The organism is Acidocella facilis ATCC 35904, from assembly GCF_000687875.1.
Lineage (GTDB): Bacteria > Pseudomonadota > Alphaproteobacteria > Acetobacterales > Acetobacteraceae > Acidocella > Acidocella facilis.
Window position 1 is genome coordinate 72,626 of sequence record NZ_JHYG01000001.1, and the last position, 21,180, is coordinate 93,805.

A 21,180-nucleotide genomic window follows, 5' to 3' on the forward strand; every position below is an offset into this window, starting at 1 on the left:
CATGGAAACTGAAAACGATTTCAGTTGGCCGCAAATATGTCTGAGGAAATGCCATGTCGATGACACCGCCAGATCACCTGCTGGGCCGGGAATTTGTCCGGCTGAACGCCACGCCCGCCAGCAAGGAGGAGGCGATCGCGCAAGCCTGCCAGCTGCTGGTGGCGGCGGGCTGCGTGGCGCCGGCTTTCGGGGAGTCGATGCTGCGGCGCGAGGCGGTGGCGAATACCTTCCTTGGCCATGGCGTGGCGATTCCGCACGGGCTGGGCGAGGATAAAGGGCTGATCCAGCGCGACGGCATCGTGGTGCTGCAGGTGCCGGCCGGGGTGGAATGGAATGCCGGGCAGCGCGCGCATCTGGTGGTGGCGATCGCCGCCCAGGGCGATGCACACATCACCATCCTGCGCCGCCTGACCCGCCTGATCCAGGACGATGCCAGGCTGCAGGCTTTGTTCTCCACCGCCGATGCCGATGCCATCCTGCACGCCCTGGCCAGCGACGGGCCGCGCCAGGAGGCCCCGGCGGCGAAGGATTTCAGCCAGGCTTTTGAGTGGGTTGTGGATTATCCCGCCGGGCTGCATGCGCGCCCGGCCAGTGCCTGGGTGGATGTGGTGCGCGCCCATGGCGTGCCAATTCGGGTGCGCCATGGCCAGGAGATGGCGGATGCGCGCAACTTGGTTTCGCTGCTGCAGCTCGGGCTGCGGCGGGGCGATACGGTGACGGTGTCCGCCGAAGGCGAGGGCGCCGAGACGGCCCTGGCGGCGTTGCGCGCCAAGATCACCGGGCTGACCGCGCAGGAGGTGGCGGATGCCGCCGCCGCTGCCGCCAAGCAGGCCGCCGCCCCGGTACGCGGCTGGACCCCGCCCGGCAATCCCTTGACGATTTCCGCCATCGCCGCCAGCCCGGGCCTGGCCATCGGCAGGCTGCATGTGCTGCGGGGCGACGCGCTGGAGATCCCGGACCAGCCGGTGGCGCTCGCGCAAGGCGGGCAGTTGCTGCATGAGGCCCTGACCAACACCCGCCAGCAGCTGGTGGCGCTGGCGGATGCCACCGCCCGCCGCCTGGGCGCCCAGGATGCGCAGATTTTCAAGGCGCAGGCTGAGCTTTTGAACGACTCGGACCTGATCACGCTGAGCTGCCAGCTGATGGTGGAAGGCCATGGCCCGGCCTTTGCCTGGAATGAGGCGGTGAACCGCATGGCCGCCCGGCTCGGCGCGCTGGGCAACCCGGTGCTCGCCGCCCGGGCGGCGGATCTGCGCGATGTCGGGCGGCGGGTGCTCTCCTGGCTCGACCCGTCGATCGCCTCGGGCTCGCTCACCGAGCTGCCGGAGGCGCCGTGCATTCTGGTGGCGCAGGATCTCTCCCCCTCCGATACGGCGGGGCTGGATATCAACCGCGTGCTGGGGCTGGCGATGATCCAGGGCGGGCCGACCGCGCATAGCGCGATTCTGGCCCGCACTTTGGGTCTGCCCGCCATCGTCGCTGGCGGCGAGGCCTTGGCGCAGGAGGCGCTTTCCGGCCAGCTCGCCATCGTCGATGGCCAGACCGGGCGGCTTTATCTCAACCCCTCGCCGGAGGATGTGGCCTCGGCGGAAAACTGGGCGGCGGGCTTGCGCGCCACCCGGGAGCGTGAGGAGGCTGAGCGCGCCCGCCCGGCCACCACCATTGATGGCGTGCATATCGAGGTGGCGGCGAATGTGAACCGGCCGGACCAGGTGCCGATGGCGCTGGCCGAAGGCGCCGAGGGTGTGGGGCTGATGCGCACCGAATTCTTGTTCCTGGAAAGCGGCGCCACGCCCAGCGAGGATGAGCAGCTGGCGATCTATCGCGGCATGATCGAGGCGCTGGAGGACCGGCCGCTGATTATCCGCGCCCTGGATATTGGCGGCGACAAGCAGGTGGCGCATCTGCATCTGCCGCGCGAGGAAAATCCCTTCCTGGGCGTGCGCGGGGCCCGGCTGCTGTTGCGCCGGCAGGATCTGCTGCTGCCGCAGCTGCGCGCCATCTACCGCGCGGCGGGGCAGGGCGGGAACGTGTCGATCATGTTCCCGATGGTGACCTCGGTGGCCGAGATCATCCGGCTGCGCGAGATCTGCGAGGAGGTTCGCGCCGCGGTGAACGGGCCGGCGCTGCCGATCGGCATCATGATCGAGGTGCCTGCCGCCGCCATCCAGGCCGACAGCCTGGCCGCGCATTGCGATTTCTTCTCCATCGGCACCAATGATCTGACGCAATATACGCTGGCGATCGACCGGCAGAACCCAGAGCTGGCGGCGGAGGCGGACAGCCTGCACCCCGCCGTGCTGCGGCTGATCGCGCAGACCGTGCAGGGGGCGCGGGCGCATGGGCGCTGGGTGGGCGTGTGCGGCGGTATCGCCGGCGATGCGCTGGGCGCGGCCTTGCTGGCTGGGCTTGGGGTGAGCGAGCTTTCGATGACCCCGCGCGACATTCCCGCGGTGAAGGCTAAGCTGCGCGGCGTTGCCTTCAGCGCCCTGAAGGCGCTGGCCGAGCAGGCGCTGGAGGCCGCGAGCGCCGCCGAGGTGCGGGCGTTGGAGCTGCCGTGAGCGCGCCGGTTTTAACCGTCACCCTGAACCCGGCGCTGGACCAGACAGTGCTGCTGGACGGGCTGCACCCCGGCCAGGTGCATCGCGCCAGCGCGGCGTTCGTGCATGCCGGGGGCAAGGGGGTGAATGTCGCCGCCTGCCTCGCGGATTGGGGCGGCGGCCCGGTTGCCGCCAGCGGGCTGTTGGGGGCGGATAACCAGGCTGCCTTCACCGCTTTGTTCGCCGCCAAGGGGATCGAGGACGGGTTTCTGCGCCTCCCCGGCGAAACCCGCACCAACATCAAGCTCAGCCATGATGGCGACACTACCGACATCAACCTGCCCGGCCTCATTGTGCCGGCCGGGATGGAGGCTGCCCTGGCGGACCGTCTGGAGGGTTTGGCGGTGCCGGGGGGCGTGGTGCTGCTGGCCGGCAGCCTGCCAGCCGGGATCGCGCCCGGTTTCTATGCCAGCCTGATCGCCCGTCTGGCCGCGCGCGGGGTGCGGGTGTTGCTGGATAGCTCGGGCGCGCCGCTGAAGGCCGGGCTGGGCAGCGCGGTGAAGCCCTTCGCCATCAAGCCCAACCGGGCGGAGCTGGAAGAGTTGGCCGGCCGGGTCTTGCCTGACGACGCGGCGCTGCTGGCGGCGGCGGGTGAATTGAATGCCGGCGGCGTCGAGCTGGTCGTCGTCTCGCTCGGCGCCGAGGGCGCCGTCTTCGTCACCGCCCGGCAGGCCGTGCACGCCGGCTTGCCGCCCTTGCGGGTGGTCAGCAGCGTCGGCGCCGGGGATGCGATGATGGCGGGGATCATCGCGGCGCTGCGCGACGGGGCGGGGCTGGAGCGGATCGCCCGGCTGGGCACCGCTTTCGCGGCGGGCAAGCTCGGGCGCGCGGGGGCCAATCTGCCGCCGCGCGAGGAGATCGAGGCGCTGGCAAACCAAGTGGTTGTGAAAAACCTGACAAAAATGGAAGCGGAAGGGATGAGCGTATGACGGAGATTATCGCGTCGGTTGCCGCGGGCAAGGCGGTCGTGCAGGGCGTGCTGGCGGCGGAGGCCTTGCGCAAGGCGGCCAAGCTGCAGGGAAGCAGCATCGAGGTGGAGGTGCATACCTCCGAAGGCGTGCTGAACAAGCTCAGCGCCGCGCAGATGCAGCAGGCCAGCCTGGTGCTGCTGGTGGGCGAGGGCGCGGCGCTGCCCGAGGCCACGGCGCCGCGTGTCACCGCGAGCATCGAACAGGTGCTGGCCGATCCCGCCGCCTTGCTGGGCGGGCCGAAGCAGGCGGTGAAGCGGATCGTCGCCGTCACCTCCTGCCCCACCGGCATCGCGCACACTTTCATGGCCGCCGAGGGGCTGCTGCAGGCCGCCGCCGCGCTGGGCCACGAGATCCGGGTTGAAACCCAAGGCTCCGTCGGCGCGCAGACGCCTTTGACGCCGGAGGAGATCGCCGCGGCGGATCTGGTGATCATCGCCGCCGACCGGCAGGTGGATCTCTCACGCTTCGCCGGCAAGCGGCTGTTCGAATCCGGCGCCAAAGCCGCGATCAATGATGGGCAAAATCTGATCCGCCGCGCCTTCGAGCAGGCATCGCTGCAGGGCGGCGCCACGGGCACGGCGACGCCGCAGAAGGCGGCGGGAGTGAAAACCGGTCCCTACCGGCATCTGATGACTGGCGTCTCCTACATGATCCCGTTCGTGACGGCGGGCGGGCTGTTGATCGCGCTGGCCTTCGCCTTTGGCGGCATCTACGCCACCGAGCCGAGCCACGCCCACAGCTTCGCCGGGGCGTTGTTTGAGATCGGCGCGAAATCCGCCTTCACCCTGTTCGTGCCCATCCTGGGCGGGTTCATCGCCTATTCCATCGCGGATAGGCCAGGGCTGGCGCCGGGCATGATCGGCGGGTTGCTCTCCTCACTGCTGGGGGCGGGGTTTCTGGGCGCCATCGCGGCTGGGTTCCTGGCCGGGTATTTCACCTCCTGGTTCAACAAAACCCTGAAGCTGCCGCGCGCGCTGGAAGGGCTGAAGCCGGTGCTGATCCTGCCGCTGGCGGGTACGCTGGTGACGGGGCTGGCGATGGTCTACGTGATCGGCACCCCGATTGCCGACATCATGAATTTCATGACCAATGTGCTGAAATCCATGCAGGGCTCCTCGGCCGTGATTCTCGGGCTGCTGCTCGGCGCGATGATGGCGTTCGACATGGGCGGGCCGGTGAACAAGGCGGCCTACGCCTTCGCGGTCGGGCTGCTCTCCGCGCAGATCTACACACCGATGGCCGCCGTGATGGCCGCGGGCATGACGCCGCCTTTGGGCATCGCGCTGGCGACCTATCTGTTCCCGAGCCGTTTCACCTTGGATGAACGCGAATCCGCCCTCTCCACCGGCGCGCTGGGTCTGTCCTTCATCACCGAGGGCGCGATTCCCTTCGCGGCGCGCGATCCGTTCCGGGTGATCCCCTGCAACATGGCCGGTTCGGCCCTGGCCGGGGCGATTTCGATGGCGATGGGCGTACAGTTGAAGGTGCCGCATGGCGGGATTTTCGTGCTGCCGATCCCGAATGCGGTGACGCATCTGGGGGTCTATGCCATCGCGATTATCGCCGGCAGTGTCGCCACGGCGCTGGCGCTGGGGCTGGCCAAGCGCAACGCCGCCATTCTGGCCTGAGGCTGGGGGCTGGACGCTCCCGTTAGAAGACTCTCGGTTTATCGCAAACGGAACAGGCCGGTGGGCATCCACCGGCCTGTTCCGCGTTTTGGGCCCGGCTGGCGGGGGCGCGCTCTGGCGGGTTTTCTTGAGACAGCCTTTCTGGTAAGGAGCCCTGCCGTTAATCGATCAGTCTGACCGATTAACGGTCGGGTTCAACATCAACAAAGCTGCGTCCACCCGTCTTCGGGGAACGACAACGTCAGGGAGCGAGACATTGCAACCGCATCAACAAACAGCCGCGTCGGGGCCGGGCGGTCATCACGGCGTGATCGGCAAAATCGTATATGTGTTCGAGCGGGTGCTGCCGGACCCGTTTGTGCTCTCGATCTGGCTGACCGTTCTGGTCGGGCTGCTCGCCATCGCCTTCGCCCCGCATGCGAGCGCGACGACATTGCTGAACAGCTGGTATGGCGGGGCCTTCAAGATCCTGCAATTCGCCTTCCAGATGGTGCTGATCCTGGCCACCGGCTTTGCCGTGGCGGATGCGCCGGTGGTGCGCGCCCTGCTGGAGCGCCTCGCGCGCGGCGCGACCTCCCCAGGCCGCGCCGCCGCCTTGGTGTTCCCGATTGTCGGGCTCGCCGCCTGGGCGAATTGGGGGCTGGGTCTGGTGGTGGCGGCCTTCCTCTCGCGTGCCATCGCCCGCAATACGCGGATCGATTTTGGCTGGCTGGTCGCCGCCTGCTATTCCGCCTGGTCGGTCTGCAATAACGGGCTGTCCAGCTCGATTGCACTGTCCCAGGCGAGCCACGGCAATGAGATGAATTTCATCGAAAAGGCCACCGGGCAGTTGATCCCGCTCTCCGCGACGATTTTCGCGCCCTTCGTGCTGTTGCCCAGCCTCGCGGTGCTGGTGGTGATGGGGTTTGTGTTCGTGCGCATGTATCCCGCCGCCGACGTGCAGCCTTTGGTGCCGGATGCGCAGACGCCGGCGCAGGACAGCCATAGCCGCAGCGCCATCGCGCCGGACTCTTTCGCCGCCCGGCTGGAGCGCTCGCCGATCGGCACGCTGATCCTGCTGGCGATCGGGCTTGGGGTGATTTTCATCGCGGTGCAGGCGCATAAATTCGCGCTGGACATCAACACGACCATCCTGATCTTCCTGCTCGTCGGTCTGGCACTGCAGGGGCGGCCGATCGCCTACGCCAACGCCATCCGCGCCGCGGTGACGCAATGCGGCGCGATGGTGCTGCAATATCCGATGTATGGCGGGATCATGGGCATCATGGCCGGCACCGGGCTGGCGGCGGCGATCGCCAAGGGCTTCGTCGCCTTCGCCTCGGCCGGCACGCTGCCCTTCTGGAGCTATTGCAGTTCGCTGATCATCACGCTGCTGGTGCCGAGTGCAGGCGGGCATTGGGCGGTGCAAGGGCCTTTCGTGGTGCCGGCCGCGGTGGCGCTGCACGCGGATGCCGCGCGCACCGCGATGGGCGTGGCGATGGCGGAGAATGTCTCCAACATGCTGCAGCCTTTCTGGGCGGTGCCGATGGTGGCAATGGCGGGCATCCGCATCCAGAAAGTGATGGGCTACACCGCCATCACCTTTCTGGTCTCGCTGGTGATCTATGCCGCGGCGCTGCTGCTGATCCCGTAGGCGGCGATGACTGCGCTGATATCGGTAAGGTTATCAGTCGCCTGTCATAGATTATTTTTACTGTGCGACGTAGGTTGATACGATATGGCGCTTTTTGAAAGGAAGCGCCATGAAAAACATAAAAATCAAATCGACAAAGCAAATGGCCGGAATTGCCGTTCTGGCCGCGATCGCCGGTGTGGGAACGGCACATGCGGATAGCGTGACCCATGACAGTTTCGGCACATTGGCCAACGGTCAGAGCGTGGAGCAATACACGCTGACCAACGCGCATGGCATGGTGGTGAAATTCATCACGCTGGGCGGCTGCATCACCGCCATCGATGTGCCGGACCGCGACAACAAGCTCGGCAATGTCGTGCTCGGCTTCAAGGACCTCAACGGTTACGCGGTGAAGAACTCCACCTATTTCGGCGCGATTGTCGGGCGGTATGCCAACCGCATCGCCAAGGGCACGTTCACGCTTGATGGCAAGACATACCATCTGCCGATCAATAACGGCGTGAACTCGCTGCATGGCGGCACCACGGGCTTTAATCTGCAGCTCTGGAAGGTTGCGACCAAGACCGTCAATGACGGCGTCGCCGCCGTGCTCACCTATACCAGCCCGGACGGGCAGGATGGCTATCCCGGCACGATGAAGGTGACGGTCACCTACACGTTGGAGGATTCCAACGCGCTGCGGATCGATTACGAGGCGACGACCGACAAGCCGACGGTGATCAACCTCACCAGCCATGATTATTTCAACCTGGATGGTAACGGCTCCGGCTCCGCCCTCGGGCAACTGGTGCAGATCAACGCCGACAGCTACACGCCGACCGACGCCACCCAGATCCCCACCGGCGAGATTGCGCCCGTGGCCGGCACGCCCATGGATTTCCGCACGCTGCGGCCGATCGATTCGCAGATTTATACCGATTTCCAGCAGCTGATCATGGCGCATGGCTACGACCATAACTGGGTGCTGAACAAGCCGCAGCCCGATGCGCTCAGCTTCGCCGCGGAAGCCTACGCGCCAAAGACCGGGCGGATCATGAAGGTCTACACGACCGAACCCGGCGTGCAGTTCTATACCGGCAACTATCTCAACGGCACCACGGTCGGATCCGACGACAAGCTTTACCGCCAGGGCGAGGGCTACACCTTCGAGACCCAGCACTACCCTGATTCGCCGAACGAGCCGAAATTCCCGAGCACCGTGCTGAATCCGGGGCAGACCTTCAAATCCACCACGGTCTTTAAGTTCTCGACCGACTGAAACTGAAAACGCCGGCCTCGCGGCCGGCGTTCCTTTCTCTTAGCGCATCAAGCTTTTAGCTTGATGCGCTAGTTTTTGTTTTAGCGGGAAACTTTGTGACCCTGAATGATTCCAGTCAGGGTCATGTCAATTTAGAGCCTCAAGCTTTTAGCTTGATGCTCTAAATTTGGTATTGGCGAGCAATTTCATTTGTTTATCTAGACGCTGGAGCGTTAAGATAAACAAATATTGCTCTAATGGCTGTCGCGGGGGATGCCCTTAGTTTGGGCGATGCGCTGGTAGGCGATGGCGGGTTCCAGCACCGCGCCGGTATCCATCTGGCCGACGACGGCGCGTTGCATTTCCTGCCAGGGCGTCTGGTGCGCGGGATATTGATAGCCCCCGGCTGCTTCCAGTGCCGCACGGCGCGCAGCCAGTTCCGCTTCCGGCACCAGCATGTCGGCCCGGCCATTCTTGAGATCGATCCTGACCTGGTCGCCGGTTTTCAACAGCGCCAAGCCGCCGCCAACGGCCGCTTCGGGAGAGGCGTTGAGGATGGAGGGTGAGCCGGAGGTGCCCGATTGCCGGCCATCACCGACGCAAGGCAGCGAGGTGATGCCGGCCTTGATCAGGTAATCGGGCGCGCGCATGTTCACCACCTCCGCGGTGCCGGGATAGCCGATCGGCCCGGCGCCGCGCATGAACAGGATGCAATTGGCATCGATGTTCAGCGCTGGATCGTCGATGCGCGCATGATATTCCTCCGGCCCGTCGAACACGATGGCGCGGCCTTCGAACGCCTCCTCGTCATGCGGGTTGGAGAGGTAGCGGGCGCGGAATTCTTCTGAAATCACGCTGGTTTTCATGATCGCGGAGGTGAAGAGATTGCCGCGCAGAACCCGGAAACCTGCCCGCTGCTTCAACGGGGTTTCAAAAGGCCGGATCACCGCCTCGGCCATGATCTCCGCCCCCCGGCAATTCTCGCCAAGGGTTCGGCCATTCACCGTCAGCGCCTCCTCATGGATCAAACCATGGCGCATCAGCTGGTTGACCACGGCCGGCACGCCGCCGGCGTGATAATAATCCTCGCCGAGATACTCGCCCGCCGGCTGCAGATTGACGAGCAGCGGGATCTCTTCACCATAGGTCTGCCAATCATCGATGCTGAGCTCCACGCCGATATGGCGCGCTAGCGCGTTCAGATGAATGGGCGCGTTGGTCGAACCGCCAATGGCGGAATTGACGCGGATCGCGTTGATGAAGGCTTCGCGCTTGAGAATATCGGAGGGTTTCAGATCCTCATGCACCATCTCGACGATCCGCAGCCCGGTCAGGTAGGCCATTTCCTGCCGGTCCCGGTAGGGGGCGGGGATGGCGGCGGAGCCGGGCAATTGCATGCCCAAAGCTTCCGCCAGGGAGTTCATCGTCGTGGCGGTGCCCATCGTGTTGCAATAGCCGGTGGAAGGCGCTGAGGAGGCGACCAGCTTGATGAAGCCCGCCTCGTCGATCTCGCCCTTGGCCAGCAATTCCCGCGCCTTCCAGACGATGGTTCCCGATCCTGTCCGCTCGCCGCGAAACCAGCCATTCAGCATCGGGCCTACGGAGAGGGCGATCGCGGGAATATTCACCGTCGCCGCCGCCATCAGGCAGGCCGGCGTGGTCTTGTCACAGCCGATGGTGAGCACCACCCCGTCCAGCGGATAGCCGTAGAGCAGCTCCACCAGCCCAAGATAAGCCAGATTGCGATCCAGCCCCGGTGCCGGGCGCTTGCCGGTTTCCTGGATCGGGTGCACGGGAAATTCCAGCGGAATACCGCCAGCTTCGCGAATCCCTTCCTTCACCCGGGTGGCGAGTTCAAGATGATGCCGGTTGCAAGGGGAAAGATCGGAACCAGTCTGGGCGATGCCGATGATCGGCCGCCCATCCTGGAGTTCCTTCTGGCTGATGCCGAAATTCATGTAGCGTTCGATGTGCAGCGCCGTCATGTCCGGGTTGGCGGGATCGTCGAACCAGGCGCGGGAACGTAGTTTTGGAGGTGTCGTCGTCATGGGCAACTCTTTTCAAAAAGAGGCAGATGGAGGCTGGCGGCGGTTCATGTCCCCCAGCGCAGCACAAGCGGATCGAGCGGGCGGGCGAGGGCGAGCAGCCCTTCGCGTTCGGCGGGATGAACCGGCGCGATCGGGTGGCGCAGCCCATCATGCGCGATCACACCGCCCGCGCGCATCAGGATTTTTGCCGTGGCAAAGCCGCATTGGCGGTTTTCCCAGTTGATCAAGGGCAGCCAGCGCATATAAGCCTGCGTCGCTTCTTCCCGGTTGCCGGCAAACCAGGGATCGATGATCTGCCGGATGCCATCCGGAAAGCCGCCGCCGGTCATGGCGCCGGTGGCGCCAGCGGCGAGATCCGCCATCAGCGTGATCGCCTCCTCGCCATCCCACGGCCCCAGCACGGCGTCCCCGCCTGCCTCGATCAAGGCGCGCAATTTCGACGCGGCGCGCGGTACCTCGATTTTGAAGTAGGCGAGATTGCCGATCTCTTTCGCCATGCGGGCCAGCAGCGCCACGCTGAGCGGCGTGCCGGCGACCGGCGCGTCCTGCACCAACACCGGAATCGTGATCGCCCCGGCGACGCGCTGGTAAAATTCATAAATCTCCGCCTCGCCGACGCGAATGGTGGCGCCATGGTAGGGCGGCATCACCATCACCATCGCCGCCCCCGCCGCTTCGGCGCGGCGCGAGCGGGCGGCGCAGACGGCGCTGCTGAAATGGCTGGTGGTGACGATGACCGGGACGCGCCCCGCAACATGCGCGAGGCAATCCAGCATCAAAATCTCACGCTCTTCATCGCTGAGCGCGAATTGTTCGGAGAAGTTCGCGAGAATACAGATTCCGTGTGAACCGGCGTCGATCATGAAGTCCAGCGCGCGTCTCTGCCCCGCCAGATCCAGCTCGCCATGTTCATTAAAGATCGTTGGGGCGACGGGAAAGACGCCACGATAGACCGGGCCGCTCATTGCGCCGCCGCCCGGTATTCCCGCTTGACGATGTCCAGCAATTCCATCACCGAGGTTTCGGCGGAGCGGCCCTCGAAGGTGCAGGTGCCGCGCTGGACCATCATCACCTTGTCGGCGACATCCAGCGTTTGCGCGTAATTATGCGCGATCATGATCAGCGAGACATCGCCGCGCGCCTTCAAGCGTTCGATCAGCGCGATGATCATCCCGGCTTCGCGCGCGCCCATGGCGGCCAGCGGCTCATCGAGCAGCAGCACCCGGGCATTGGAGGACACCGCTCGGGCAATAGCGATGGCCTGGCGCTGGCCGCCGGAGAGCATGCCAACCTCCTCATCGACGGAGGGCACATTCACCCCGATATCGGCGAGCGCCGCGGCGGCGCGCTCGCGCATCGCCTTGTGATCGAGAAACGGCGTGCCCGGCTTGCGCAGCTCGCGGTTCAAAAACATGTTGTGATAGACAGAGAGCGTGTTGACCAGGGCGAGATCCTGATAAACGCATTCAATGCCGTGGCTGCGCGCATGATCAACCGATTCAAACGCCACCTGTTGCCCATTGACCAGCAGCTCGCCGCTGCTGGGGGCATGAAACCCTGAGAGGATTTTCATCAGCGTCGATTTGCCGGCGCCGTTATCACCCAATATGCCCAGCATTTCGCCTGGTTTCAGGTTCAGGGAAATGCCGTGCAGGGCCTGCACCCGGCCGAAGCGTTTGGTGATGTTGCGCGCTTCCAGCGCGTAGGTTGTGTCGCTCATGTCAGGTCCGGCTCCGGCGGCGCCAGGCCGCGAATTGCACGTTGGAGATCATGGTGATGAGAATCGCAGCACCGGTGATGATGTCGAAGGTGAAGGCGTTGATGCCCAACAAAGTGAAGCCATCCTGCAGAATGCCCAGCACCGCGGCGCCGATCAGCCCGCCCAGAATGGTGCCCGAGCCGCCCATCAGCGAGGTGCCGCCGATCACCGCCGAGGCGATGGCGAGGAACATCACATTCGCGCCTCCGGCATTGGGGTCGATGGAGGTGACATGAAACGCGTTGAGAATTCCAGCGAACCCGCCCAGCAGGCTGCACAGCATGAAATTGCCGATCTTGATCCGCCGGATATGGATGCCGGCCTCCGCCGCCCCGGTGGGGTTGCCACCGACGGCCACGGTATGCAGCCCCCAACGCGTATGCCGCAGCATGACATGCATGCCCAAAGCAATCACGACCGCCCAGAGGATTTCACTATAATCCCAACCGCCGAGCACGAAGCCGGTGGCGCCGGCCGGGGTGTCGATCGGAAAGCCGCCGCTGATCGTCAGGGTCAAGCCGTTGAAGAGCAGCATCGCGCCGAGCGTGGTGATGAAGGAGGGCACACCAAAGCGCACCGTGATCACGCCGATGAACAGGCCGAGCAAGGCTGAAACCAGCAGCGCCACGATCACGCCCAGGATCACCGGAAGCCCGGCGAGCATGGCGAAATGCATGATGAACGGGGCCAGGGCGAAGACCTGGCCGACCGAAAGATCAACCTCGCCGGCGATGAGCAGCATGATCTCACCGCAGGCGATCAGCGTCCAGGGTGCGAAAAACTGGCTCACCGTCTGCAGATTCGCGTCGGTAAAGAAATTCGGCGTCAAAATCTGGAAGACGATGACCAGCACGATGCCAGCCAGCAGGATACTCGCCTCGGGTTTGCGCAATAATAGCGTCGGCAGAGTGGCTTTTGTCTTATTCACGTTCGTTTCATCCCAAATGCAAGAATGCTGGCTGGCGCGCGATTATGCCGAAATCGGGCCGGTGCGCGGCACGATCTGTTGTTTCGCGCTGTTGCCCTCATAGCGGGTGGAGGTGTTCAGGTAGGGGCCGACATTGTCCTTGGTCACGAATTTCAGGCCGGTATTGATATCCGCCGGGCCAACCAGACCGCCGGAGGCGAGATACATGACCATCTCCATCACCGTGTAGAAGCCCTGCAAATAAGGCTGCTGGTCGATGGTGAAATCCAGCACGCCGGCATGAATGGCTTCCAGTGTGCGGGGCACGAGATCGAAGCCGCCGCCATGCACGCCCTTCTTGTCGAGATTGAATTCCTGCATGACCTGGCCGATGGACTGGGTCGAGCCGGCATCCACCGCGAACATGCCTTTCACGTCCTGATGCCCGAGATAATAGGCTTTGATCTTGGGCAGTTCTTCATCGATGGTGGCGCCGGTGGCGATTTCCTCGTAGGTGATCGGCTTGCCAGACGCCTTGATCGCCGCCGCCGCGCCGTCGATCCGCGGCTGGATGTTCAGCTGGCCAGGGGTGGCGATGAACAGCCCGACATGGCCGCTGCCGACCAGATCGACAATTTTCTGGCCCATCTGGAAGCCGGATTTGTAGAGATCCTGCCCGATATAGGCGAGGCGCTTATTGTCGCTGTTGGCCGGCGCGTCGGCATTGTAGGAAAATACCGGAATGCCGGCCTGCAAGGCGGCGTCGGTCGGGCCGTTGAAGGCTTTGGGGTCGACGATGGCGACGGCGATGGCATCGGCCTTGCCGGCGATGGCGGCGTTCATCGCGTTCACCATCTCGCCGACCACGGCGGTCTCCGAGCCGGTCCATTGGTAATCGCAACCGAAATAGGCGCACGCGTCCTGGATGCCATATTGCGTCGGCACGAAGAACGGGTTGGTGGTGACGTGATTCACGAACACCAGCTTCCAGCGCTTATGCTTGGGCAGGGGGCCAGATTCCGCCGCCTGGGCGGTCTTTGACATCGCCGCCATGCCGGCCGCCGCGGCCAGCAAGGCAGGGCCGCCTTGCACCATCATGCGCCGCTTCAGATTGAGCAAACCTTTGGATTTTTCAGTATCGTCCATTTTGGTTGGTTCCTCGGAGGTTATTGTTACTTACGGAATGAAAAATATCTTAGGCGTTGAGCGATAGCAGTCAAATGCTTAATAGCGGGCATTTGATATCTTATTTATTATCGATTTCGCCGGCGATCAGCCGGCGAAATCCGGGCAAGGCAGGCCGGCAAGCCCCGGCTGCAGCGCGAACAAGCCACCCGCCATGGGTTCGCGGGCGCGCTGCGCGGGGTTCAGCCCAATCGCGGCGGTGGTCACGTAAAGCGTCTCCAGCCGCTCACCGCCGAAGCAGCAGCTGGTAACTTGTGAAACCGGCAAGGCGATGGCGCGGTCCAGCCGGCCATCCGGGGTGAAGCGGCTGACGCGCGCGCCGCCCCAATGCGCCACCCACAGCCCGCCTTGTGAGTCCAGCGTCATGCCATCCGGATAGCCATCCGCTTCGGTGAAGCGGATGAAAGGCTGACGCGGCGCCAGCGTGCCATCCGTTTGGCGGGCGTAGCGATAGATCGTGCGCGCGGCTGAATCCGTGTGATAGATGCAGCTGCCATCGGGCGCGATGGCCGGACCATTGGCGATGGTGTAGCCGCGATCCACCAGGCTGGCGGAAAAATCCGGGCGTAGATGGTAGAAGCCGCCGCTGGCATGGGTCTCGCCATCATCCATGCTGCCAAACCACAGGCTGCCATCATGGTCGGTTTTCGCATCATTGAGCCTGTTGCCAGGAAACTCCGCTTCCACCGCCAGGCGCGGCGTGAAATGCGGATGCGGCTCAAGCTGCAAAATGCCGATCTCGTGCGGAAAGCCGGCGACAAAACCGCCGTCCCTACGCGGCAACAGCCAGGCCAGCCGGTCGTGCATCTCCCAATGCTGGGAGCTGCCGTCCGACGGGCGATAGCGATGCAGCCTCAGGCCTTTGATATCCACCCAATAGAGCGCCTGCTCGCGCAGGTGCCAGACCGGGCCTTCGCCCAGTAAGGCACCGGGTTCGCCGCAAGGGCGGATGTCAGATCCAGCCGCCATCGACCGTGAATTCCTGGGCGGTGCAGGCGGCGCTGTCATCGGCGGCGAGGAACAAGGCCATGGCGGTGACATGGTCGGGCATCACCCGTTCCGGCAGGCATTGCTGGCGGGCGCGCTCGGCATCGGCCTCTGGCGTCAGCCAGAGCTGCAGCTGGCGCTCGGTGATGATCCAGCCCGGGACGATGGTGTTGACGCGCACATGGGAGGGCCCGAGATCGCGCGCCAGGCCACGGGTGAGGCCGTGGATCGCCGCCTTCGCCGCGGTGTAGGCCGGCATGCCGCCCTGGCCTTTCTTCCAGGAGGAAGAGCCGAAATTGATGATGCTGCCGGATTGGCGCGCCTGCATGCCCGGCGCCACGGCCTGGGCGGCGAAGAATTGCGGGCGCAGATTCACCGCCATCCGCTCATCCCAGAATTCCGGCGTTACGTCCTCGATCTTGTGGCGCTGGTCGTTGGCGGCGTTGTTGACCAGCACGTCGATATCGCCAAGCGCCTCCTGCGCCTGGGCGATGCTGGCGCGCAGGGCCGCGATGTCGCGAATGTCGCAAGGGATGAAGAGCGGCGTGCGCCCGGTCTCTGCGCCGAGCCGCGTGGCCAAAGCGCGGCTGGGCTCTTCGGCGATGTCGATGAATGCCACCTTGGCGCCCTGCGCGGCGAAGCCGGCGGTCAGAGAGGCGCCGATGCCGGTTCCGCCACCGGTGATGAAGACCACGCGGTCCTTCAGGCTGGGGTAGGAGGCGGTTAGAATCTTTGTCATTTTTTCTCCTTGGACTGGCTTTGCGGCAGGCGCCGCGCGGCGCCTGGATTCGCCGCGACGCGCGAATTTGGGTAGGGCATGGGCAGAATAGCGGTCAAATGCGAAAATGCGGGCGGTCGATAATTTTTTGAATATCGTTCAGCCGGTGGCGCGGAATTTCTCAGGGTAACGGCGGGCCGCAAGCCCCAGGATCGCATCATGCATCACCCGTGCCCCTGGTGAGAGCGGCCGCTCCGCCAGGCGCAGCACCCCATAAGGCTGCAGGAACACGCGCTCGGGAAATTCCAGAATCCGCAGCCGGCTCATATCGGACATCAGCTTCGCGACATTCCATTCCAGCGAGGTGATCGCATCGGACTGGTTGACCATGATCAGCGACATCACCGCCGAGGTGGAGTTGACGATGGAGGAGGGCATCGGCACGCCGGCGGTGAGGAAAAGCTGCTCGACCTTCTGGCGCAACGGCGCGCCACGCGGTTGTAGCACGAAGGGAAATTCCGCCAGCTCGGCCAGGCTGACATTCTTGCGGCCGGCCAGAGGATGAGTTTCCCGGCAAAGCAGATGCAGCTCCTCACCCCATAATTCCTGGTAGGCGAACTGCTTCGGATCCATGTCGCTGGGAATGCGCGCCAGGGCGAAATCGATCTCACCATCCAGCAGCTTTGTCGCCAGCACGTCGCTGATATTATGCTCGACGGTGATTTGCAGCCCAGGATGATGGCCACGCACCTCCTCGATCGCATCGACCAGCAGCTCGATCATCGGCGCCATCACCGTGCCGATGCAGACCATGCCGGTCTGGCCCTTGGTGAAGGCGTTCATCTCCATCGCCGCCTGGGTCAGGGTGCGCAGCGCCATGGCGCCATTGCGGATCAGGATCTCGCCCTGCACCGTCGGTAGCAGGCCGCGCGGATGCCGCTCGAACAAAGGCTGGCCGAAAATCGCCTCGACCTCCGCCAGCAATTTCGAGGCGGCGGGCTGGGCGATATTCATGTGCTCGGCGGCGCGGTGCAGATTGCGCTGCTCGTCGATCGCCAGCAGCAATTGCAGGTGCCGCAGCTTCAGGCGTGAGCGCAGGAACCAGTCTGGTGCGAGACCGTGCGGCATGCGCTCAGCCCAGGCCCGGCCGATGGCGCCAGATGCGTCGCATGAGCGCTTCGAACTCCCTTTGCCATGGTTGATTATGGCCGGATCATTATCACGCATGGGTTGTGCCGTATATGCTGATTATGACCGGCCGGCGGGCAGGGCGTCGTAGGCCGCAATCACGCGCCGGGCGCGCTTGGCCACCTCGTCCGGATGGTCGCCGGGCCGGTAGAGGCTGGTGCCGAGGCCGAAGATACGCACCCCGGCCTGCCAGAAGGCGGGAAAGTCCGGCTCCGCCACGCCGCCGACGGCGCCGGTGAGCGTGCCGGGCGGCAGAATGGCGCGGATGGCCCCCAGCCCCGCCGCGCCCAGCACATTGGCGGGGAAGAATTTCAACCCGGAGGCCCCGTAACGCAGCGCCGCCAGCGCCTCGGTGGGGGTGAACACGCCGGGCATGCTCACCAGCCCCCGCCTGGCGGCTTCCACGAGCACCTCCGCTTCGACATTTGGTGAGACGATCAGCCGCCCGCCGGCGGCGGCGACATCCGCCACCGCGCTTGCGGACAGCACGGTGCCGGCGCCGATCAGCAGGCGATCTCCCCATGCTTTCGCCAGGATCTCAACCGAACGCAGCGGCTGGGGTGAGTTGAGCGGAACCTCAATCGCCTCGAACCCGGCCTCGGCCAGGATCGTGCCAATCGGTTCGGCTTCGTCCGGTGTCAGTCCGCGTAAAATCGCCACGAGTCCGCGTTTGAAGGGCGGGAAGGGCGCTGAGGATGAAAATTCTTGCATGGGTCAACCTTGGAAAAATGCCGGGAAGAGATGGCGTGCCGCCTGTTCCAGCCCGGCCAGGGTCAGCGGTTCGGCCTCCAGCTGGCGGCAGGCGCGGCCGGTTCGGACGATGGCCTGGGCATAAAGCGGCGCCAGCTTCCCGGAGGCCAGCAGCACCAGCTCTTGTGCTGCCTCGCCCTCCAGCGCCGCGGCCAGCTCCGCGCCGATCAACAGGCCCGAGAGCCGTGCCGCCGCCGCGGCGCCTTTTTCTCCGGCCAGCAAACCGGCGGCGCGGACGGGAAACAAAGCCAGCGGCCAGCGCGCCGGGTGCGCCAGCGCCGCCTCCACCCCGGCGGCGAACGCCGGATGATCCGGCGCAAACCCTGACGCATCGCCGATCACATGGCGCAGGACCGAGTGGTGGGCGAGCAAGGCGAATAATTCACCAGTCATCGCGGTGTAGAAATGCATCACCCGTCCGGCCTGCAGCTTCACCCATTTATTATGCGTACCGGGCAGGCAGAGCAGGCCGGAAAATGCCGGTTCGGTGGCGAGGAAGCCGAGCAACTGCGTCTCCTCGCCGCGCATCACATCCGGCCGGTCTGCATCCTCGAAGGCCAGGCCAGGCAGGATGCGCACATGCAGCCCGGCCTCGGTAAAGGCGCTGGCGGCATCTAGACAGGCGGCGGGCGCCGCGGGAAGGCGCGCATAACCGGCCTCGCGCCAGCCGCGCCAAGCGCCCGCCATGCCGCAGATAACCACCGGCAGGTCGTTGCTCTCGGCGAGTCCCATGGCGTGCAGCCGGGCCCGCAGCAGCGGCGCATAATCCGGCGGGGTGAGGCCGTCCGCGCCATCGGGGCTGGCGGCGTGGGCGCAGACCTGACCACCCGCATCCAGCACCCAGAGGCGCAGATTGCTGGTGCCCCAATCGGCCAGCACGAGTCTGTTGCTCATCGGCCTCACCGTGCGGCGCTCACCACAATGCGGCGCTGGGCCGGGTATGGCATGGTTTCACTCCTTGCCAGCGATTTCATATGCTGGTCGATCGGCGCGCAGGTTGTTCCCGAGCGCTTATCGCTCAGTGGTAGGGCGATGGTTTGATAATTGTCAAATCGAATTTTTCGCATGATTGATACCAAAAAAAATATCAAAACGAGAAAAACGAGATGCCTTTTTGATGATCGATCATGGCTTTATCGATATTTGACGCGATCTCGTGCGCAGCCGATCATCGGCGCCTTCGAGCGTCCATGAACTTAAAAAAGGATCAACCATGAGGCTGAAAGGCAAGACCGCTCTCATCACGGCGGCGGGGCAGGGCATAGGGCGTGCCACGGCGCTCGCCTTTGCCGCGGAGGGCGCCAATGTGCTCGCCACCGACATCAACGAAGCCGCGCTAAAGCAGCTTTCCGGGCTGCGGACCGCGACATTGGACGTCACCGACGCCGCCGCGATCCAGGCGCTGGTGGCCGAACATGGTCCCTTCGACATCCTGTTCAACTGCGCGGGCTATGTCGATGCCGGCAGCATCCTGGAAACCGAAGAAAAATCATGGGCATTTTCCTGGTCGCTGAATGTCACCTCGATGTTTCACACCATCCGCGCGGTGCTGCCGGGCATGCTGGCGGCGGGCGGCGGCGCCATCATCAACATGGCCTCCGTTGCCTCCAGCCTGAAGGCGGTGCCGAATCGCTGCGCCTACAGCGTCACCAAGGCGGCGGTGATCGGGCTGACGAAATCCGTCGCGGCGGATTATATCGGGCAGGGGATACGTTGTAACGCGATCTGCCCGGGCACGGTGCAATCGCCATCGCTGGATGATCGGATCGTGGCCCAGGCCAAAGCCCAGGCGCGCGACGCGGAGCAGATCCGGCGCGATTTCATCGCGCGCCAACCGATGGGGCGTTTGGCCACCGCCGAGGAGATCGCCGCCTTGGCCGTCTATCTCGGCAGTGATGAGGCCGGTTTCACCACCGGCACGGCGCAGATCATCGATGGCGGCTGGTCAATGTAGCCTGTGCATCTGATCGCCGCCGGACGGCGTCGGGCCGGGCCTGCTGGTCTCTCGCGGACCGCCTGCGTCTGATGTTGGTCCTGGCGATTTTGCTTTCGCAAACAACCTTGAAAAGATTTGGGAGATTTTGAAATCTCCCAAATCTCGCATCGTAAACGGAATTTTCCGCGAAAATTTCAATAAGTCATCCGGACGATGCCGGGTATCTCTTAGATGAGCGGCCTGTGGCGGCCATAATAATCATCGATCTGGCCGCGATAACCCGGCTGGGACCAATCAGGCGCATCAGCCGCCCCATAAGCCGGCGCGCCTTCAAGAACATCGCGGCTGAGATTGATGATATAGCCGCCATGTTGTTCGCTATATTTCAACTGATTCCAGGGCAGAGGATGATATTTCTCGCCAAAGCCCAGAAACCCGCCGAAGGACAGAATCGCGTAGGCGACACGGCCGGACATTTTGTCGATCATCACATCATAGATCGAGCCGATTTTCTCGCCATCGACGCCATAGACATTTGTGAAATTCACTTTGCTTGCCGCAATCAGCGACATTGTTTCAAGCGCGCCATCGGTAAGCGAGCGGTTTTGATTCGTGTAGCTCATCTTGTCCTCCATTAAGCGTTTTGTTCAGGGTGCCGAGGAGGAGATGTGGGGTGAGGCGCGCCGTCTGATTATGGGCGGGGAAATTACAAATACGGACAGCTTGCCGCGTCTTGAATGCCTTGAGCAGGTGGGTTTATAGCCACGCGTCCTAGATCAGCGGGCTCAGGCTGACGCGCGCCTGCCGGCGCAGCATGGTCTTGAAATCCTCCAACGCCGCGCCGCGCAGCTCCTGCCAGCCGAGCCAGGGGAATAGATCGTCGCGATTGTGATGCAGGACGATCAGCATGCCCATCGCCGCGAAGGCGCGCAGCCTGGTGTTGATATCCTCCGGCGCCTGGCCGGTGGCGATCCCCGCCAGGGCGAAGAGATGGCCGAACAGTTTGTTGGTGAAGCGCTGCTTGTCCTCCGACTGATAAGGGCCGCACCCGTCCTTGGCCTTGATCCGCGCGGCAAAGAGGCGCCAGCCTTTCACCTCCGAGGTCTCGAACAGAAACTCCGCCATCACCGCCAGCGTGTCGCCGAAAATCTCCGTCGCCGCGTCGCGATCGGTCGGCTGCAACGCTGTGGCCCGGGCAAACACGTCTTCCAAAGCCACGCTGAAATGCTCGCGGATATAAGTGAGGCAGGCGGCGTAGAGCCCTTCCTTGCTGTCAAAATAATATTGCAGGGCCGGCGGATTCACCCCGGCCTCCTGGGCGATCTGCCGGGTGGAGGTGCCTTCGTACCCGTCCTCGCCGAAGCGGCGCAGGGCGGCCTCGATGATTTTCAGCCGCTTTTCCTCGCCGCGCGCATAGCCGCCGCTTTTGGGGCTGCGGCGGGGGCCGTCCTGCTTCTGTGGATCATCCACGAGGTGGGTTAAATTTGTACCAGTTGACATACATTTGCGCCGGGTTACATTTGTAGCATCCGGCATACATTGAAAGTCGCCCCTTGTCAGCTTCGTCCTTATCTCCCGGAGCGAGCACCTCTGCCGCGCCCGCGAAAACGCCTCTGCTCAAGCGCCCCGT

The 21,180-nt window shown here is 64.2% G+C and carries 18 protein-coding genes; 6 read left to right on the forward strand and 12 right to left on the reverse strand.

Features of this window, described 5'->3' with window-relative positions:
* The first annotated feature begins 53 nt into the window (after positions 1-53).
* From ptsP to T331_RS0100385, 5 genes are all read left to right on the forward strand, one after another.
* A complete protein-coding gene (gene ptsP / locus T331_RS0100365; protein ID WP_026438607.1) occupies positions 54-2,561 on the forward strand; it encodes a phosphoenolpyruvate--protein phosphotransferase in 2,508 nt (835 codons plus the stop codon).
* Positions 2,558-3,529 (forward strand): 1-phosphofructokinase, encoded by a 972-nt coding sequence (gene pfkB / locus T331_RS0100370; protein WP_026438608.1) that lies wholly within the window; start codon positions 2,558-2,560, stop codon positions 3,527-3,529. The genes ptsP and pfkB overlap by 4 nt, the downstream gene beginning before the upstream one ends.
* Complete coding sequence (locus T331_RS0100375; RefSeq protein ID WP_026438609.1) at positions 3,526-5,199, forward strand: fructose-specific PTS transporter subunit EIIC; 1,674 nt, start codon at positions 3,526-3,528, stop codon at positions 5,197-5,199. The genes pfkB and T331_RS0100375 overlap by 4 nt, the downstream gene beginning before the upstream one ends.
* Before the next feature lie 307 nt (positions 5,200-5,506).
* Positions 5,507-6,832 carry a TIGR00366 family protein gene (locus T331_RS0100380; protein WP_051621942.1) on the forward strand — a complete coding sequence of 442 codons (1,326 nt, stop codon included), beginning with the start codon at positions 5,507-5,509 and terminating at the stop codon, positions 6,830-6,832.
* A 142-nt stretch (positions 6,833-6,974) separates the two neighbouring features.
* Positions 6,975-8,093, forward strand: coding sequence for an aldose epimerase family protein (locus T331_RS0100385; RefSeq protein ID WP_244876862.1), 1,119 nt, complete (start codon positions 6,975-6,977; stop codon positions 8,091-8,093).
* Between the two features lie 233 nt (positions 8,094-8,326).
* Here T331_RS0100385 and T331_RS0100390 read toward each other — a convergent pair whose 3' ends face one another.
* The 10 genes from T331_RS0100390 to T331_RS0100435 form a co-directional block, all read right to left on the reverse strand.
* Positions 8,327-10,120 (reverse strand): IlvD/Edd family dehydratase, encoded by a 1,794-nt coding sequence (locus T331_RS0100390; protein WP_026438612.1) that lies wholly within the window; start codon positions 10,118-10,120, stop codon positions 8,327-8,329.
* A gap of 44 nt (positions 10,121-10,164) precedes the next feature.
* On the reverse strand, positions 10,165-11,085 hold the full coding sequence (locus T331_RS0100395) for a dihydrodipicolinate synthase family protein (RefSeq protein WP_026438613.1): 921 nt from the start codon (positions 11,083-11,085) through the stop codon (positions 10,165-10,167).
* Complete coding sequence (locus tag T331_RS0100400; protein WP_008492828.1) at positions 11,082-11,840, reverse strand: ATP-binding cassette domain-containing protein; 759 nt, start codon at positions 11,838-11,840, stop codon at positions 11,082-11,084. The genes T331_RS0100395 and T331_RS0100400 overlap by 4 nt, the downstream gene beginning before the upstream one ends.
* A gap of 1 nt (position 11,841) precedes the next feature.
* Positions 11,842-12,807, reverse strand: coding sequence for an ABC transporter permease (locus tag T331_RS0100405; RefSeq protein ID WP_051060176.1), 966 nt, complete (start codon positions 12,805-12,807; stop codon positions 11,842-11,844).
* A 42-nt stretch (positions 12,808-12,849) separates the two neighbouring features.
* A complete protein-coding gene (locus T331_RS0100410) occupies positions 12,850-13,932 on the reverse strand; it encodes a sugar ABC transporter substrate-binding protein (RefSeq protein WP_008492831.1) in 1,083 nt (360 codons plus the stop codon).
* Between the two features lie 126 nt (positions 13,933-14,058).
* Positions 14,059-14,940: an SMP-30/gluconolactonase/LRE family protein gene (locus tag T331_RS0100415; protein WP_051621946.1), complete on the reverse strand. Its 882-nt coding sequence runs from the start codon at positions 14,938-14,940 to the stop codon at positions 14,059-14,061.
* Positions 14,924-15,697 carry an SDR family NAD(P)-dependent oxidoreductase gene (locus tag T331_RS0100420; protein ID WP_008492833.1) on the reverse strand — a complete coding sequence of 258 codons (774 nt, stop codon included), beginning with the start codon at positions 15,695-15,697 and terminating at the stop codon, positions 14,924-14,926. The genes T331_RS0100415 and T331_RS0100420 overlap by 17 nt, the downstream gene beginning before the upstream one ends.
* 138 nt (positions 15,698-15,835) lie before the next feature.
* Positions 15,836-16,804 carry a LysR family transcriptional regulator gene (locus tag T331_RS0100425; protein WP_035178806.1) on the reverse strand — a complete coding sequence of 323 codons (969 nt, stop codon included), beginning with the start codon at positions 16,802-16,804 and terminating at the stop codon, positions 15,836-15,838.
* 120 nt (positions 16,805-16,924) lie between these two features.
* The gene (locus T331_RS0100430) at positions 16,925-17,575 is read right to left on the reverse strand and encodes a 2-dehydro-3-deoxy-6-phosphogalactonate aldolase (protein WP_026438617.1); all 651 of its coding nucleotides are present in this window, start codon (positions 17,573-17,575) and stop codon (positions 16,925-16,927) included.
* Positions 17,576-17,578: 3 nt separating this feature from the next.
* Positions 17,579-18,508: a 2-dehydro-3-deoxygalactonokinase gene (locus tag T331_RS0100435; RefSeq protein WP_035178680.1), complete on the reverse strand. Its 930-nt coding sequence runs from the start codon at positions 18,506-18,508 to the stop codon at positions 17,579-17,581.
* Positions 18,509-18,827: 319 nt separating this feature from the next.
* Between T331_RS0100435 and T331_RS0100440 the strand changes: the two genes are divergently transcribed.
* Positions 18,828-19,568, forward strand: a complete 741-nt coding sequence (locus T331_RS0100440) for an SDR family oxidoreductase (RefSeq protein ID WP_026438619.1) — start codon at positions 18,828-18,830, stop codon at positions 19,566-19,568.
* Between the two features lie 209 nt (positions 19,569-19,777).
* Here the strand turns inward: T331_RS0100440 and T331_RS0100445 are convergent, their stop codons facing one another.
* Together T331_RS0100445 and T331_RS16825 are read right to left on the reverse strand one after the other, a co-directional pair.
* Positions 19,778-20,173, reverse strand: a complete 396-nt coding sequence (locus tag T331_RS0100445; RefSeq protein ID WP_244876864.1) for a PRC-barrel domain-containing protein — start codon at positions 20,171-20,173, stop codon at positions 19,778-19,780.
* Between the two features lie 148 nt (positions 20,174-20,321).
* Positions 20,322-21,020, reverse strand: coding sequence for a TetR family transcriptional regulator (locus T331_RS16825; protein WP_008492840.1), 699 nt, complete (start codon positions 21,018-21,020; stop codon positions 20,322-20,324).
* Positions 21,021-21,180: the final 160 nt, after the last annotated feature.